Source organism: Enterococcus sp. E5-37, assembly GCF_035726925.1.
Lineage (GTDB): Bacteria > Bacillota > Bacilli > Lactobacillales > Enterococcaceae > Enterococcus_B > Enterococcus_B faecium.
Window position 1 is genome coordinate 1 of sequence record NZ_JAPMLG010000001.1, and the last position, 15,950, is coordinate 15,950.

Annotated in this window: 11 protein-coding genes and 3 pseudogenes; 12 read left to right on the plus strand and 2 right to left on the minus strand. The window is 36.3% G+C overall.

Annotated elements, in window-relative coordinates; translation table 11 throughout:
- Positions 1-376: 376 nt before the first annotated feature.
- Entirely contained in the window at positions 377-1,042 is a 666-nt protein-coding gene (locus tag OS138_RS00005) for a helix-turn-helix domain-containing protein (RefSeq protein ID WP_070828548.1), read from the minus strand.
- 179 nt (positions 1,043-1,221) lie between these two features.
- Here OS138_RS00005 and OS138_RS00010 point away from each other — a divergent pair.
- From OS138_RS00010 to OS138_RS00045, 8 genes and pseudogenes are all read left to right on the plus strand, one after another.
- Positions 1,222-3,204, plus strand: a pseudogene (locus tag OS138_RS00010) (DUF1430 domain-containing protein).
- A gap of 3 nt (positions 3,205-3,207) precedes the next feature.
- Positions 3,208-3,842: pseudogene (locus tag OS138_RS00015) on the plus strand (ABC transporter ATP-binding protein).
- A 376-nt stretch (positions 3,843-4,218) separates the two neighbouring features.
- Entirely contained in the window at positions 4,219-5,130 is a 912-nt protein-coding gene (locus OS138_RS00020) for a peptidylprolyl isomerase (RefSeq protein ID WP_002288548.1), read from the plus strand.
- Between the two features lie 216 nt (positions 5,131-5,346).
- Entirely contained in the window at positions 5,347-5,784 is a 438-nt protein-coding gene (locus tag OS138_RS00025; protein WP_002321308.1) for a hypothetical protein, read from the plus strand.
- Positions 5,785-5,878: 94 nt separating this feature from the next.
- On the plus strand, positions 5,879-6,763 hold the full coding sequence (locus OS138_RS00030) for a diacylglycerol/lipid kinase family protein (protein WP_010728140.1): 885 nt from the start codon (positions 5,879-5,881) through the stop codon (positions 6,761-6,763).
- 221 nt (positions 6,764-6,984) lie between these two features.
- Complete coding sequence (locus tag OS138_RS00035) at positions 6,985-10,155, plus strand: Ig-like domain-containing protein (RefSeq protein ID WP_325069570.1); 3,171 nt, start codon at positions 6,985-6,987, stop codon at positions 10,153-10,155.
- A 19-nt stretch (positions 10,156-10,174) separates the two neighbouring features.
- Positions 10,175-11,203, plus strand: a complete 1,029-nt coding sequence (locus tag OS138_RS00040) for a DUF916 and DUF3324 domain-containing protein (protein ID WP_002291157.1) — start codon at positions 10,175-10,177, stop codon at positions 11,201-11,203.
- Positions 11,200-11,958 (plus strand): WxL domain-containing protein, encoded by a 759-nt coding sequence (locus OS138_RS00045; protein WP_002291155.1) that lies wholly within the window; start codon positions 11,200-11,202, stop codon positions 11,956-11,958. The genes OS138_RS00040 and OS138_RS00045 overlap by 4 nt, the downstream gene beginning before the upstream one ends.
- An 85-nt stretch (positions 11,959-12,043) precedes the next feature.
- On the opposite strand, the gene OS138_RS00050 is transcribed toward OS138_RS00045, so the two are convergent.
- Positions 12,044-12,784: a LytR/AlgR family response regulator transcription factor gene (locus OS138_RS00050; protein WP_325069571.1), complete on the minus strand. Its 741-nt coding sequence runs from the start codon at positions 12,782-12,784 to the stop codon at positions 12,044-12,046.
- Positions 12,785-12,844: 60 nt separating this feature from the next.
- Between OS138_RS00050 and OS138_RS00055 the strand changes: the two genes are divergently transcribed.
- The 4 genes and pseudogenes from OS138_RS00055 (at position 12,845) to OS138_RS00070 (ending at position 15,877) form a co-directional block, all read left to right on the plus strand.
- Positions 12,845-14,098 (plus strand): GHKL domain-containing protein, encoded by a 1,254-nt coding sequence (locus OS138_RS00055; protein ID WP_002291152.1) that lies wholly within the window; start codon positions 12,845-12,847, stop codon positions 14,096-14,098.
- Positions 14,099-14,392: 294 nt separating this feature from the next.
- Positions 14,393-14,647: pseudogene (locus tag OS138_RS00060) on the plus strand (winged helix-turn-helix transcriptional regulator); the annotation flags it as partial.
- Between the two features lie 122 nt (positions 14,648-14,769).
- Positions 14,770-15,096: a nucleotide pyrophosphohydrolase gene (locus tag OS138_RS00065; RefSeq protein ID WP_002291148.1), complete on the plus strand. Its 327-nt coding sequence runs from the start codon at positions 14,770-14,772 to the stop codon at positions 15,094-15,096.
- A 67-nt stretch (positions 15,097-15,163) separates the two neighbouring features.
- Entirely contained in the window at positions 15,164-15,877 is a 714-nt protein-coding gene (locus OS138_RS00070) for a class A sortase (protein ID WP_284598573.1), read from the plus strand.
- Positions 15,878-15,950: the final 73 nt, after the last annotated feature.

Here is a 15,950-nt window from a genome sequence, read left to right on the forward strand (position 1 = left end):
TATTTATGTTACTGTAAGCCATCATATAAAAGTAAATGAGCAGATCATAGAAATATAAAAAAGAACTAAAATTGATCTAAATTATGTGCAGCTTGACTACGTACCAATCTATATTACTTACTAGATTGGTCGTTAATCTATTCGGATCGAATGAGCAAAATATTTTTGTGAATGTCCATCCTTGATTATGATTCCAAAAAGAATCATTGGGAGGCTGTGGCGTAAATATTATACTATAAGCCAGAAATACCTATCATTCTGAACTTTTTTATTTAGGAACTTTCATCTCAAAGCTTTTTCAATTAATTTGTACCCCTGTTTTTTTTTGATAAGATCATGTGCATTGATTTTTTCTATCTCTACGTTCATCTCCTACTTAATGCCTATCTGGCTCCTGAGGGCTTCTTTTTAAGGCATCGTCATAGTCTTTGCTGAGAATTTCTTGGTAATCTGGGGGAATGGCTTCCCAAGAGAGCAGGCGAACGTTCATGACGTGTTTTCCTTTGTGTTTGATTACAGCATGATTCTTACCTTTTTCTACCTCTCCAGCGTGAAAAGACAGCCATGTACCATGGCCAAAGATATCATTACATACCCAATGTTCGATGGAATTGTCCACGTATCCTACATGGAGTGTGGTATAGCCGATTTGTGGTTTCAAAAAAGGATTGAATCGATCAATCGTTTCATTTTTGTATTGATAATTGATAAGAAAAAGATAGACCAAACAAAAGACGAGCAGAAAGAAAGATAGTGTCTTTTTGAGTGAGAAGGGTTGTTTTGATGAATAAGATTTCTTGATAACAAGAGGTTCGTCTGGCAATGTTGGTTCTATTGATTCGGTAGCTGATTCAATAGAAGGAAAATCAATCGGCAGACCTAAAGTCTGATGTAAAAGTGACAGCATTTCAAGGTCTGGCATTGTACGAGAATTTTCCCAACTAGAAATCGTTTTATCGGAAACACCGATTTTTTCGCCTAATTCTTTTTGCGTAAGCTTACAATTTCTGCGGTAAGTTCGTATTTTTTCTCCGATGTTCATCTTCTTCTCCTTTCGATTCTACAGTATATAGATTTATTCTACATGACCTATACACTTGATAGATACGTTTTTTTGATGAAAAACGGTATGATTTTATCGAAGAATCATTTAAGTAAGGGAGAGTGGTGATAATCAAAAAAAAGTTCACAGTTTTACTCACAATCATAGTAATCGGTATCATGAGTGGTTTTGCCTTGGTTAGTGTAAATAAACAGGTACTCTATCGGACAAATGAATTTTTCCATCAAACAGATACTTATACTCCGATTCGATTGCCACAACATTTTATTGGGCAAGAAGAATATGAGCAGCTAATCATGGTATTTGAAAATGTCTCATCAGAAACTGAGCTTTCTTATATGAAAAAAACAGTAAATGAATCCAATGAAGTAGATACATCTTGGAACTTCAAGATACAGCCAAAGCTTGAAATGACATTGTATTATCAAGGGGATGTCAAATCTTCTCACGAGAAGGTACCCTATTCTAATACCTCCTTTCGCGTAACGTCCATTGAAGAATCGATCAAAATAAAAGATTTTGAAGGTGAATTTTTCTTGATGACGAGAGAAAAAGAAGACTATGAACGGTTCATTTCACTATTCACTGATCGATTCAATCAAGCATTTCACACTGATTATGCGACTAATATTTTTGAAGACTTTGAAAATAGCTATTCGTATTCGGTTATTTCAAGTACAGACGTATATAATTATCGAGTGTATTTAACTATTGGATTGATTCTTTTATTCCTTTTGTTATCATCCTTTTTCTTATTGATGAATAAAGAAATCAGTTTATTATTGAATAATGGCTTTTCATTACATCAAGTATTGTGGTGTTTATTGGGGAAAAAGAAAATCATTATTACATTCATAATTGCAGGAATCATTGGTGGTTTTATTTTTATGTATTATAAGGAGCAATTTCTTTATTTGTTCCAGATGTACGTTTTCTTGTTCAGCGGAATATATGGTATCTCTTTGATTTCTCTTTTATTAGTTGAAAAAATCGCTTCGTTAAGAGAAGCGTTCAACTATATCCAATACATTCTTTTTACATTTGGTTTGTTGTTTTCTCTTCTTTTGACCGTTGCCAATGTCGAATTAGCAACTATCGTTTTTTCTTCTTCACAGTTAGCTGTTTCCCATGAACCTCCAAAAGAAATCGCTGATGAAGACTATTATGTGTTTTATCCAGTAACCATCGGGAAAAACCACGTGGATTTTATTTATTCCAATCGTTTTGCATCAGCAACAGATCAGGAATTATATGAAACTTTGAATAAAAACGGAAGTATATTAGTCAATGTATCAGATTACTTGAATGAAGAAAACGAACAGTTTGGCAGAGGGATAAAAATAAATCTGAATTATCTTAAGAAATTTCCTTTAATTGATGTCTCTGGAAGGTTGATCCAAATAACCGAAGAAGAAACGCACCCTGTTATATTGATCCCTGAACGATATAGACATACAGATTTAAAAAATGACCTGGCGCAAATAACAGAATATTATCAAGAAATCAGTGAAAAAGAACCGGAATTTCTATTTATAAAAAACAATCAGCCCATTTATACATTTATTCCTTCTATCCCCTGGATCGAACATTATCCGGTTGTTGAAATACTGACATTGAAAAACAGTACGTATTGGGAAAGAAATATTCTCAGCGGAGAAATCTATCCACCGTTAAAGATCAAGATAGGCTCTTTGTCGAAAGAAAGGTTATTTGAGCTGATTGAAGAAAGTTAGTTACGTGATAACTTGCAGTTATCATTTCCGTATACTCAGACTGAAGAGATAGCTGTCAAAGTGTTAAGCAGATCATTTCATTACTTGATACAGATATTTTTACTCACTTTCTTTTCTTTCTTCTTGTTGAGCTATGTCATGTTATGCATATATTTTGTCTACAATTGTCGGAAAATCGCTATCTTTCGTTCAAGTGGTTATTCGCTCTTTGAAACGTATAAAGATTTCTTCATGATGAACCTCATCAAATGGGGGACGACAAGTGTAATCTTCCTTTTTCTTATAGAAAGAGAGCCTAAATATCTTTTTAATATTTTTTTCTTTAGTTTCATTGATTTTATTCTTTCAGTTGTTTTTATTTTGTCTACAGAAAAGAAAAGTCAGTTATTGCTGATGAATGGAGGTTAACAAGTGGAGCCGTTGATAGTGATAAAAGGTGCGAAAAAAATCATTCGAAACAAAACGATTCTTCATTTGGATCGTTTCACTGCGGATGCTGGGGATCTTGTGACTGTTGTTGGAGAAAGTGGAGCAGGTAAAAGTACGTTATTGAATATATTAGGATTGAATGATCAATTCAGTTCAGGGCAATTTTATTTAATCAAGAAACAAAACATTTAACTGGAAGAGAGAAGCGCTTGATAAAAAGAAATACCATATCTATTCTTTTTCAAGATTTTGGGTTGATTGAATATGAAACAATCGATTTTAATTTAGATATTGGATTGAAGTTTTCGAATTTAAATGTTTCAGATAAGCGAACAGCAAAGTATGAGGCATTGAAAAAAGTAAATATAAACAAGAAACTAAGTACGCCTATCTACACATTATCTGGTGGTGAGAAGCAAAGAATCGCCTGTGCGAGAGTCTTATTGAAGAATAGCAAAATCATTTTAGCCGATGAACCAACTGGATCATTAGATAAACGAAATAAGGAGCAAGTCGTTGAAATCTTATCGCAACAGGCTTCCCAAGGTACGTTAGTTATCGTGGTCACGCATGATCCATATCTGACCAAAATAGGAAACAAGAAGATCATGCTTTAGAAAACAAATGAAAAATCAAATTTTTTTCAATAAAAACAACAAAAAAATGTCTGGAAAATCGAACATAAAAGTGTCTGATTTGAATATCCCAGCAGCGGAAGAAGAAAAACAAAATCGATAACATTTGTTCTAAGAATTAGTTACGTTAAATACGGAACGCAAGATAGACTTGAAAAACGGTAACAAAAGAAGTAGTATATTAAGGTGTGATGTGCTACTTGACATTTATTCTGCTGAGCGAACTTTCTGGATTGTGTAGCCTTATATCTATTCAGGACGTATCGAGCAGATTAGTAAAGGTGTTCTTGATGATTTTCATCTTGAACACCTTTGTTTTTAGCAATTCGCAAAAAACGAAAAGTAGGAGAATTGATAAATGAAAAAAAGATTTTTAGCACTTGCCATCGTACTAGGCACTGGCTTATTGTCAGGCTGTACGAATGCCGGTGAAAAAACAGCCGTTAGTTATAAAGGCGGTACAATCAGCGAACAAGAAGTAATGGATAGCTTGAAAAAAATGCAAGGAGCAGATTCCGCTGTGCAACAGTTGATCGTTTATCAAGTATTTGAAGATAAATATGGAGATGACGTATCAACCAAAGAAATAGATTCCCAATATGATCAAACAAAGAAACAATTGGGTGATTCATTTGATTCACAATTGAAATCTGCAGGTTACACAGAACAAACATTCAAAGACAGTATCAAACAAAGTCTAGCCTTTCAAGAAGGTCTAAAGAAACATATCAAATTGACCGATGAAGATTTAAAAACGGCTTGGGAATCTTTCCATCCAGAAGTGGAAGCTCAAATTATCCAAGTAGCAAGTGAAGATGATGCAAAAGATGTGAAGAAAGCTGCTGATAAGGGAGACGATTTCTCTAAATTAGCCAAAGATAAGTCAACTGATACTACGACAAAAGAAGATGGCGGAAAAGTGAAATTTGATTCCACTACTACAACGGTTCCGGCAGAAGTCAAAGAAGCAGCCTTTAAGTTGAAAGATGGTCAAGTTTCTGATGTGATCACTTCTACCAATGCTTCAACTTATACTACGGAATATTATGTGGTTAAAATGGTGAAAAACCAAAACAAAGGCAACGACATGGATAAATACAAAAAAGAATTGAAAGAAATTGCAACAGACACAAAATTAAGTGACAGTACCTTCCAGAATAAAGTAATTGGCGAAGTATTGAAAGACGCTAATGTAAAAATCAAAGACAAAGACTTTGAAAATGTTTTGAGTACATTCACTTCAGATTCTAGTACAGCAAGTAGTAAATAAGCGGTATAAATAAAAAATATGAACTATTTAAATCAATAAAACTGTTCATCTAAATCTTTTTATTAGAACTAACTCAACAGTAGTTTAATTACTACTTGATTTAGTTCTTTTTATTTTAAAAATTTTTTTTACTTAGAATCCAGCGACCCTAGATATTTTTCTGTATAATCTTAAATAAAGAAAACAATATCAAAAAATGCACGTAGAAGTAGATAAATGGAGTGGTTTTGCAAATTTCTTTTATTTCTAGAAGTTATTCACGTATACGGATTTGTTTTTCTCACAAATAAAAAGGCAGGAAGTACAATGGATCATTTGTATATAAAATATATTCATCAATTTTCCGTTTTGGTGTTAGGCACACTAATTATAGCGGGGATTGTCGCATTTATTATTCAAGGTCGTGACATATTAACAGTACATCAAGAGTTTTTCAGTTATGCATTTGGTATTCCTCTGATCGCTATAAGGTCTGATAACAAAAAGTGGAAGAAACGCTATTACATTCTCTTGCTATTTTTGTGTTTTTATCTGCCACCTAAGATTTTTACTTTATTAGGTATACAATGCCTATCATTTTCTTTTATTTCCTATATCATTGTTTTAATTTTCCTCAGTTTCATAGTATGGGTGTTTTATCTTGTCAAAAAATAAATGAATGTTTCATGAACAGTACTTCATCACAGCCTAATTTTTTTCTTTATGCTATCGTTATATTAAAGAAATCAATCAGAAGGGAAAGAAAGTGATGAAAAAAGTTTTATTAGTGGTAAACCCCAGTTCAGGCGGTGAACAAGCAAAGGAATTTGAGCAATTAGCGATAGCAAAATTGGAATCGGTGTTTGATGAAGTGGTCGTCTTGCATACAAAAAAAGCAGGGGATGCAAAAAACTTTACTCGCGAAGCGGTTACGGAAGGGTATCATAGTGTGTTTGTCATGGGCGGAGATGGAACAGTCAACGAAGGAATCAGTGGAATCGCTGAACAAGAACATCGGCCAAATTTCGGATTTTTCCCATTGGGTACGGTGAATGACTTGGCTCGAGCATTAGGGATACCGCTAGAACCTGAGGAAGCGATCAATCATTTTTCGATTGAATCAGTCAAGCCATTGGATATTGGAAAAATAAATGACGACTATTTTATGAATGTCGTCGCAATTGGCTCTATCCCTGAAGCAATCAATGATGTAGATGCGGAGAAGAAGACGAAATTTGGAAAACTAGCTTATTTCATGTCAGGAATCAAACAGTTAGCTTCCACACAATCCTACTCGTTTCACGTAGAAGTTGATGGAAAGAAGGAAGAAATTGAGAGCAGTACCTTGCTGATAGGACTAACTAACTCAGTCGGCGGTTTTGAAACATTACTTCCAAATGCAAAAGTGGATGATGGTAAGCTCCATTTGGTTTATTTAAAAGATTCTTCTTTGATCGATACGCTTAAAACATTGCCAGACCTATTAAAAGGAGTAGATGAATCTACGAAAAATCTAGCCTATCTTACTTGTGAGCAATTAGTTGTGTCATTAGCTGATGAGGAAGAATTGACGACGAATGTTGATGGAGATGAAGGGGATAAATTACCTGTGACAATCAAAGTGTTACCCTCACATTTACAGGTTTATTGTTAAAATGGATGTTGTGACCGAAGAGTTGTCAGGAGGACATCGGTTGTTCGGAATAAGGGACTGTGACAAGACTTTTGTCACAGCCTTTTTTTGTACAAAAAAGAAATTTTCACCTAACAGAAAAATTTGCCATAAAAATACATATTTTAAATATGAAAGTACAATTACAAATAAATTAAAACGTTAAAATAAAATTGTCAAAACGTCAGAGAGGATGGTGGAGAATGAATCAATATGTAAAAAAGCTGATTGCGTCGATTTTGTTTGTCTTCCCTCTCTTGATGGTGACATCCGTTTTTGCCGATGTAGAGAAAACAAGCGAATCAACGCAATCAGAGAATCAAAGTTTTGACAAGACTACTTTTTCAGAAGAATTAATTACTTCTGAAACTACAGAATCCCAAAGTGAGGCGCCTACTTCTAATACAAGGCAAGAAGAAAATAAGACAAGTGAGACCTCAGAAGTAGCTGAACAAACGTCTGATAGCAGTGAAGAGGTACAGGTTAGAGTTGTTTCAGCGGATGGGTACAGCGAAGCTGCCACAACAGAAGAACTGACGCAGCTTCTCGCAGACGAATCAGTAGCTAAGATTCGTTTAACTCAGCCTTTGACTTTAGACAGGGAATTGGAGATCAAGCGAGATATCGTTATCGATTTTGGCGGACTTGCTCATAATTTCGGCACACATCACATCTATATCAATGAGACACCTCAGTCGATCGAGTTTCAGAATTTTAAAGGAACGGCAGCTCATCCAGGTGGGTTGATACCAAATATCGATGGAAATGCCATTATCATTGCTTATATGTCCGATTTTTGGGGAAACAGATATCATTTTACGGGAGAAATAAAATTTACCGGGAAACTTGACTTATATGATGGTTCTAAATTAGGCCTGATTTACGCCCCTCGTGCAACTGTCACATTAGATGGTGTTTCCGGTGTATTGGATGTCCAACCAGTGAAAGAAGGGATGAATGCCGCTCCGGGTAAAGCTTATTTTTGTAGAAGCTATCAGCTAAATGTAATCAATGGTAGTCAGCTTTATGGACCATATCTAGGAAAATTCTATGGTTTTCTAGATTCAGGTGATGAGACGGGCAGTGGAAAAACAGCACCAGGACTCCATATCTTGAGTGGTTCAAAGGTCTCTCTTGACTATGATCGGGCAGATGGCGTCAGCGATGAAGGAGAGGCTGTCGATACGCTACCCGGGAATGTCACATTTGAAGTCAGTGGCTCAGGAAGTGAATTTTCGGTAAATACAAAGATCAATATTACCAACGACAACAATCGCGGAATTATCCAAATGAGAGGCTCAGGATCAAGAGTCGCTGTGTCGAATGATGGGAAAATCACAATCAATACAGCGACTACTGGCGGATTTCGCCTGCAAGGAGATTCTAGTCAAATCCATGTATCAAGTGGTGGACAAATCTCGGTTAAAATGGCTGGAGATGGCGACCAACCTGGAAACAATGGGATGCGTTTTGTAGGGAAAGGACTTTCTTTGATCGTAGAAGGAGCCGGATCAGTCATCGATATTGATAAGCAAAGTGGTCGTTCTAGCGCAGTTCGTTTTGAGAACGGTACGCAAAAACTAACAGTAACTAATGGAGGCTCACTGAAGGTAAGAAATGCAGGGGATGGCAAATCTTATGTGAACAGACTCAATCAAGGAAACCAAGCGATCCAATTTTATGACGCTTCTGGTTTTCTAGAAAGTCCAGGGTCAGCTGATTTTACGGTTACTGGAGAAAAATCAAATATCGATATACGCGCAGATTCCGGAGCTACCGTAGATACAACTGGAGATATTGATTTGAACTTTATGGCTGGCGAAAAAACTTATTTAGTCATGGTCGGGAAAACTGGGGAAGATAAGACTGGCATCATCAGTGGGGATGTGTTGAATGTAGACTTAGAATCTCCTACCTATTTCGATTTCCAAAACAAACGGATCGGAAGCGAGACTAATGGCATAGGTGGCTGGGTATTTCAAGGAAATGGCGATTCTTCATTGAAGATCGCTCATTCAGAAATTGCTTTATGGCGAAAGGCAGGAGCAACGTTCGATAACTTTGAAAAAGATCCGGATTATTTTTCTGATATGACAGACTTATCGATCAATGGAACCGACTTAGGTAATTTTGTATCAAGCCCTAGTGCAGGTTTAACAAATGAATTTGCTCAGACAGGTGCCGGAATGAAAAATTATAATCGAATCAGTGCCAATAACCAGCTTCCGATGATTGAATCCTTAAGAGTACCAACGAATGCAGATAAAAAAATCTATGGGCATGTCGTTGTTCCCGAAGGTGTCGAGGCAAAGCCAAGAGATGCTTGGACAGGCGAAGTAGAAGTGACTTTACGTATTACTTATGCAGATACGACGAAATCACCTGTAGAAATTACTGCTCTCACACAAGGACAAACAGATGAAAATGAAGGGGCAGGATATAATCCGTGGGGAGAAGGCGAACAAGGCGGTTTGTTTGAAGTTCAAGTACCCAACGAAGAAAGACTAACAACGGGGGATCAAGTGCAAGTAGTTGCTGCTAAAAAAGTAAGAGGCGGCCAAGAAGTGACAGAACTGGACTCTGCCAAAACGACAGTCGATGTGATTCCCCCTGAACCTGCTAATTTAAGTACCACATTGATCAATGCAGCTTCTCGCTCAATCACAGGTACAGGTGAAGCAGGAGCTTTGGTTTCATTGAAAAAAAATCAAGCTGTTTTGTCCGAAACAACTATTGATGATACAGGGAAATTTGTTCTTTCTATCCCAGAAAATCAACTTTTTGCAGGAGATGTATTAGAAATTGTATTAAACGACCAAGCAGGAGAAGCTGCTGCTAAGGGTGTGCAGAACAAGCCAAGTACCAACGATGAAATTGGGAATCACAATCCAAGTGATACGCCAGTTGTTTATCATGATGCCCCGCCTTTTGCACCTGCTACGAAGATCGTAGTAGAAGGTGGTCTCTCATTTCTTGCCCCTTCCAAACTCGATTTTGGTCAGATCAAAGCAACTGGTTTGATACAAGAAGCATTTGGCCAAATGGATGGGCAGGAAAAATTATGGATTTATGATCAGCGAGAAACAAAAAGTCCATGGATCTTAACGATAAAATTATCTCAGCCTTTCACAAATGATGCAGGATTTTCTATGCAGGATGTCCTATATTTCAAGAAAGCTGAGGAGTATCAATTAGTGAATGAAGAAGAACTGGAAATTGTCAGAGGACAAAATTCAACGAATGTGCAAGCAGATTATTCAGAATATTTAAATAACGGTCGGGCGTTTAAACTTGTCTTAACCAAAGAAAATCAGATAGCTGGTAATTACTCAGCAGAGATAACATGGACATTAGCAGATGCGCCGACAGAATAAAGATCAAGGAGGATGATTGATGAATCGAATATGGAATAAAAGTCATCGAAACAACTGCTCTTTACTTCTGATCCTTCTCCTTGGATTCATCCTTTGGCAGACACCTGTCCATGCCTCCGAATTCAATTTTGCGGTAGATTTTGAATTACCGGCTAATCAGATTGATAAGAACAAAACATATATAAATGTAAGGATGGAGCCTGGGAAAACACAGGAAATCCCCTACACGGTCTTTAACCGAACAGATAAATCAGTAACAGTTGAGACATTGATCCACTCCGCTACGACGAATTCAAACGGTGTGATCGAATATGGAGAATCAAAAAGTAAATTTGATGAAACATTAAGTTATGATATGAAAAACTTAGCAAAAACAGTGGGAGAAATAACTGTTCCTCCTCAAAGTGCGGTCACTGAGACACTTTCACTGAAAGCGCCAGAAAAAGAGCTGGCTGGTGTGGTCGCAGGAGGGATCACGTTTCAAGAAAAAAAAGAGAACGTTTCTAACAAAAGTACAGTTGGTGTCGTCAATCAGTTTTCTCAAGTGAAAGCAATCTTGATTCGAAATAGCGAAAAAGAGTCTTCCCCAGATTTGAAATTAAAAAAAGCTTATGCGGATCAAAGCGATGGAAGAAATGTGATTAAGGCGAATCTTCAAAATCCAAATGCTTCTTATATGTTCGGCTTGACTACATCGGTTGAAATCTACAAAAAAGAAACAAAAGAGCCTTACCTTTCAATAAAAAAAGAAAAAATAGATGTAGCACCCAATACAAATTTTGATTTACTTGTCCCATTAGAAGGAAAAAAATTAGCTCCGGGACATTATCAAGCGGTTGTGAAGGGTGCTTGGAAAGAAAAACGCTGGAATCTCCATACCGATTTTGAAATAACTGATGATGCAGCGGACCAATTGAATGAAAAGGATATTGATTTAAAAAATCAGCCAGAAACATTTGACTGGCGATGGCTGATATTTGTTGGAGTCATTCTTATTGGCTTATTTGCTGGATTATTTATTTTAAAAGAAAGAAGGAAAAAGAAATGAAAAAAACAATTGCATTAAGTACCGTTCTAGCTGGAAGTCTATTATTATGTACACAAAGTGTTTTTGCTGAGAATAAGAGCTCAGCCACTACAGAAGGAACGATTTCTGTAACAAAACCAGATGCCGCAAATCCTGAAGACGTTGTTCCAGTTCCTCCTGTTGATCCAAATGATCCCGATACGCCGTTTACACCTGACGAACCAAATCAGGGAACATCCGGATTACTGACGATTGACCAAGCTCCAGATCTTGATTTTGGAACAATCAAGTTAGGTACAGCAAAAACAGTATATGCTGCATTACAAAACGGAACGGACAGTACAGGGACAGCAACACAAGTACAGAATTTCGTACAAGTAACGGATAAAAGCGGAAATTATGCCGGTTGGAAACTATCAGTCAAACGAACAGAATTTATTGGTACAACATCTGATACGAATAAACTAACTGGTTCAAAGGTGAAATTCAAAAACGCCGTGATTCGAAATAGCGCAACTAATAGCAGTGGAACGCCATCTACTATTTCTGGTACTGGCGCTGAAGGAATTGAGATCCCAGCAGATCAGGCAGTAGATCTAGTAACTGCAGGAGCAAATGAAGGGATTGGCACATGGATTTATTCATTAGGAGAGAATGTGGAACAAGGGAGACAATCAGTGGAATTATTTGTTCCTGTATCCAATTATGCCGTAGACAACTACGTTTCAACATTCACATGGTCGTTAACAGATGCTCCTACAGAAGGGAAAGCGTAAAATCAAATCAATGACTTCAGGGAGTGGAGCCGATTCAAGGCCTACTCCCTGAAATCTGCTATGCTTACGTCTCAGCTCTTATTCATCAACTCGAAGCAGTTTTTTGGAAGTCATGGAAACGTTCCTTTGTCTTTTCAAAGATCTTTCGACCAACGAGTAAGGAGTCACCATTGAAAAATTCTAACACATAATGAGCAGAATCAATTTTCTGCAATTGCGATAAGTTGATACAGTAAGATTTTAATAGTAAAAAGTAAGCATACTTTTCTAACTCTGTCTTCAATTGTTTTAAAGAAGTATTCACTAATTTATCTTCTGTAGTTGTTTTGACCATAACTTGGTTTTTCAAACCTTTGATACTTTCAATATATAAAATTTCCCGAGGATACAGGACGAGACTTCCACCTTTTTGATCAATAAAGATTTTATCGACATTTACGATCTGCTGTTCTTTCCAATTGATCTGTTCTAGCACTTGACGAATTTGTTCAGATAAATTCCTGTCTTTTCTGATATATCCAATCGGAAGGATTTTCCGATTGATGATCTCTACTGCAAAATTCGTATAAGCGGTGAAAAAAACAATATTACTATGTGCATTTTTTTTACGTATTTGTTCGGCGACATCAATACCTGTGAGTGATTGCTTCAAGTCGATATCGATAAAGAAAACACCGTGATTATCAATAGTGCCCAACTGGATCAACTGATTGATTTGAGAGACAGAAGTGAGCTGCACGATATTCTCGATATGATGATTGACCAATTCTTTGATGATCCATTCGCTGTGAAACTGGTTATCTTCTATGATAAAATACTTTTTCATATGCAGGCTCCTATTAAAAAAATATGTGTACATTTTGAAACAAAACAATGGAGGAATAAGATGGTCGCAACAGTGACACTTTATTTGACCTTTACTTTGATTTTAGATTTAGGTATCTATTTATTCTTTTCGAAACAACTGCTAGTAAAAAACAGCTTTGGTTGTATAGCTTTGATGGTGGTGACACTTTTACTTCCTATCCCTAAAGTGAGCTTTCCTTACCTAGTTGGCTTATTATTGATGTTTCTTTTTTATTTTACTACGAAAAACCTGTTTATCAGCTGTTTGATCAGTAATCTTTTTTTTGCTATCACTGGACTCAGCTTTTTTCTGGTTTTTGATCTGATGGATTATTTAGGAAAGAGACATCTTGGAACAGCAAGTTTTTTTGCACTACTTATCGCATTTATTTTCTATCTATTAGTAAAAAGTATAGACAAACAGACGAGATTTCTCAACTTGCTTTTTACTTATCCAACTGAACACTATTTTGGAGGTATTTGTATTTTATTAAGCTGGGGCGTGATTTACTTGGTATTGGGAAGTGTTCACTTCCGCTCATCTAATTATCTGCTTCTATCTCTTTTGTCGATAGTCATCAGTTTTTTTTCTTTGTTTTTTTCCATTATGTTGATCAGTTTCCAAGTAAAAGAAAGACAACATCAGGAATCGCTTCAACTGTATCAAATAAATGAAGAATATTACCATCATCTAGAGGAATTCAAACATGATTATAAAAGTCTACTGTTTTCATTAAAAATTATTCTTCAGGAAAATAAAAAAGAAACGTTGGAATTTTTAGAAATCTTAGAAGATCATTCTGCAGCTATTTTTGAAAAACCGCAAATACAACAGCTAACAAATATTGTATCCCCAGCTGTCAGGGGTGTCTTTTTAAAATTTCTAGAAAAAGCAGAATCGGAGAAAATCCCGATCCAAGTAGTTATTCCTGTCGAAGTGAAAACAATCCCGATTGATCTGGTTGTTTTTATTCGCTGTTTATCTATTTTTATTTCTAACGCATTCGATCATCGTGTAGCCGATCAGAGTCCGATTACGATCAATCTGCTGGAAGAAAAAGAGGGATTACGTTTTAGTATAGCGAACAAGGCAAATCCAACGAATTTGACGCTATCGGAGATGGTCAAAAGAGGAAAAACCTCTAAAAAAAATGGCGGGTTAGGTCTATACAGTGCGAAAAAAATGCTGGATGTTTACGAAAATGCAGAACTAAAAATCGATTTTTCAAAGCAGAATCACTGTTTCTTTGTAGAAATGTATCTGGCATCTAGAAAGAGCAAATCAGCCTACTGACTTACTGTTAAAGGATAAGCTTGAGGAAAGTCTACACGGAGATAGAGACAACAACACAGCATATTCAAAAGAAACAGAAGCGTGATGACCGTTGTCACCCTTCTGTTTCTTTTGCTATGTAGTTAAACAAAGTAGTTGACACTTTCGCTACTTAGTATTAGTACGAAAGTATACTTCATGATACTAAGTAGATAAGAAGTGAAAAGCGGAACCCACGATCGTCAAAATGCTAACTGCTTTGCTTACACCAGATAAAGGGAAGAGCAATATCGCTTATTTTAGGCGTGGAGAAGCAAGAAAATCCCTACGATCACACAAAAAATGCTGACCCAGCAGTTAAGAGAGTTAGAACAAGATGGCATTGTCCATCGAAAAGTCTATAACCAAGTCCCGCCTAAAGTAGAGTACTCGCTCACCGAAGAAGGAAAATCATTAAGAGAGATTCTAGTAGCGATGTCTGTTTGGGGAGAAGAACGTATCGAAAAACAAAAAGCCTCAGGGGAAGAAGTCATATTACTGCATACACATGGTGGCTACCTAAATTACTGATTTTCTATGACATTTATTTTAAATAAAAGAAAACAGGAGTTTTTTTAAAAGCATCATCTATTTTTTATGTAAAAAAATGGTATGATTAATCAAGTAAGAAATGATTGGAAGAAGGCAAGCAAATGAATAGCATGGAAAAAGTCAACCAGTTTAGAGATGAACGTAATTGGCGACAATTTCATAACGAAAAAGATTTGGCTATCTCTATTTCATTGGAAGCATCTGAATTGTTAGAACTTTTTCAATGGAAAACGCCGGAAGAAGTAAAAGAAACACAATTAGAACGAATCAAAGAAGAACTGGCAGATGTATTGATCTATTCATACATGATGGCAGACAACCTTCAGCTGGATCTAGATGAGATCATTGAAGAAAAATTGATCAAAAATAATTTGAAATATCCTGTAGAAAAAAGCGCAGGTGTACGAAAAAAATACACAGAGTTGTAGAAATGTGTCATTCGGCTGTTGGAAAGAGCAAAAGAAAAACAGTAAAATGAGTCTGGAGGGAGAGAAAATGAAAAAAAAAGGAAAAGCAAAAAGATGGCTAGTCAATATCCTCTTGTTCCTCTTGTTATTAGTAGGACTAGCTTTGATTTTCAATGAACAGATCAAGGATTATCTTGTCAGAGAGACAGGAGATAAATATGCTATAGCGAATGTAACAAAAGAAGAACTGAAAAAGAATAACGATAAAGATGTCAGTTTTGACTTTGATGCGGTAGAACCAATGACGACAGAAGGGGTCATGAGGTCGCAGATGAGAGGAACAGATCTACCAGTGATTGCTAGTATCGCAGTCCCTTCAGTTTCAATCAATTTACCGATTTTCAAAGGCTTGGATAATACGTCACTACTTTACGGAGCAGGAACATTATCTCCAGATCAAGAAATGGGAAAAGGAAATTATGCCTTAGCAAGCCATCGTGCAACGAACCCTGAATTGTTGTTTACACCGCTGGAAAATTTAGAGATGGGTGCCAAGATCTATTTGACAGATTTAGAAAATGTGTATACATACAAAACATTTTTTAAAGAAAAAGTTGCTCCTACAGATACCCAATTACTGAATGAAGTCGAGGGAAAAGAAATTGTCACACTAATTACTTGTGGCGACATGGATGCCGTCACGCGACTAGTTGTACAAGGAGAACTGGAAAGTGTTACACCGATAAAAGATGCGACAGATGATATGAGATCTGCTTTCAATCTAGAGACAAAAACATTTTAGGATACTGGGACATAAGTCGTTACAGATTAAAAACAGCCAAAGGATATGAATCGATAAGGAAAAACCAATTTGC

Excerpts from the sequence above, each read along its gene's own strand:
- OS138_RS00005 (WP_070828548.1), bottom strand. The coding sequence starts at position 1,042 with ATGAACATCGGAGAAAAAATACGAACTTACCGCAGAAATTGTAAGCTT.
- OS138_RS00020 (WP_002288548.1), top strand. The coding sequence starts at position 4,219 with ATGAAAAAAAGATTTTTAGCACTTGCCATCGTACTAGGCACTGGCTTA.
- OS138_RS00025 (WP_002321308.1), top strand. The coding sequence starts at position 5,347 with ATGGAGTGGTTTTGCAAATTTCTTTTATTTCTAGAAGTTATTCACGTA.
- OS138_RS00030 (WP_010728140.1), top strand. The coding sequence starts at position 5,879 with ATGAAAAAAGTTTTATTAGTGGTAAACCCCAGTTCAGGCGGTGAACAA.
- OS138_RS00035 (WP_325069570.1), top strand. The coding sequence starts at position 6,985 with ATGAATCAATATGTAAAAAAGCTGATTGCGTCGATTTTGTTTGTCTTC.
- OS138_RS00040 (WP_002291157.1), top strand. The coding sequence starts at position 10,175 with ATGAATCGAATATGGAATAAAAGTCATCGAAACAACTGCTCTTTACTT.
- OS138_RS00045 (WP_002291155.1), top strand. The coding sequence starts at position 11,200 with ATGAAAAAAACAATTGCATTAAGTACCGTTCTAGCTGGAAGTCTATTA.
- OS138_RS00050 (WP_325069571.1), bottom strand. The coding sequence starts at position 12,784 with ATGAAAAAGTATTTTATCATAGAAGATAACCAGTTTCACAGCGAATGG.
- OS138_RS00055 (WP_002291152.1), top strand. The coding sequence starts at position 12,845 with ATGGTCGCAACAGTGACACTTTATTTGACCTTTACTTTGATTTTAGAT.
- OS138_RS00065 (WP_002291148.1), top strand. The coding sequence starts at position 14,770 with ATGAATAGCATGGAAAAAGTCAACCAGTTTAGAGATGAACGTAATTGG.
- OS138_RS00070 (WP_284598573.1), top strand. The coding sequence starts at position 15,164 with ATGAAAAAAAAAGGAAAAGCAAAAAGATGGCTAGTCAATATCCTCTTG.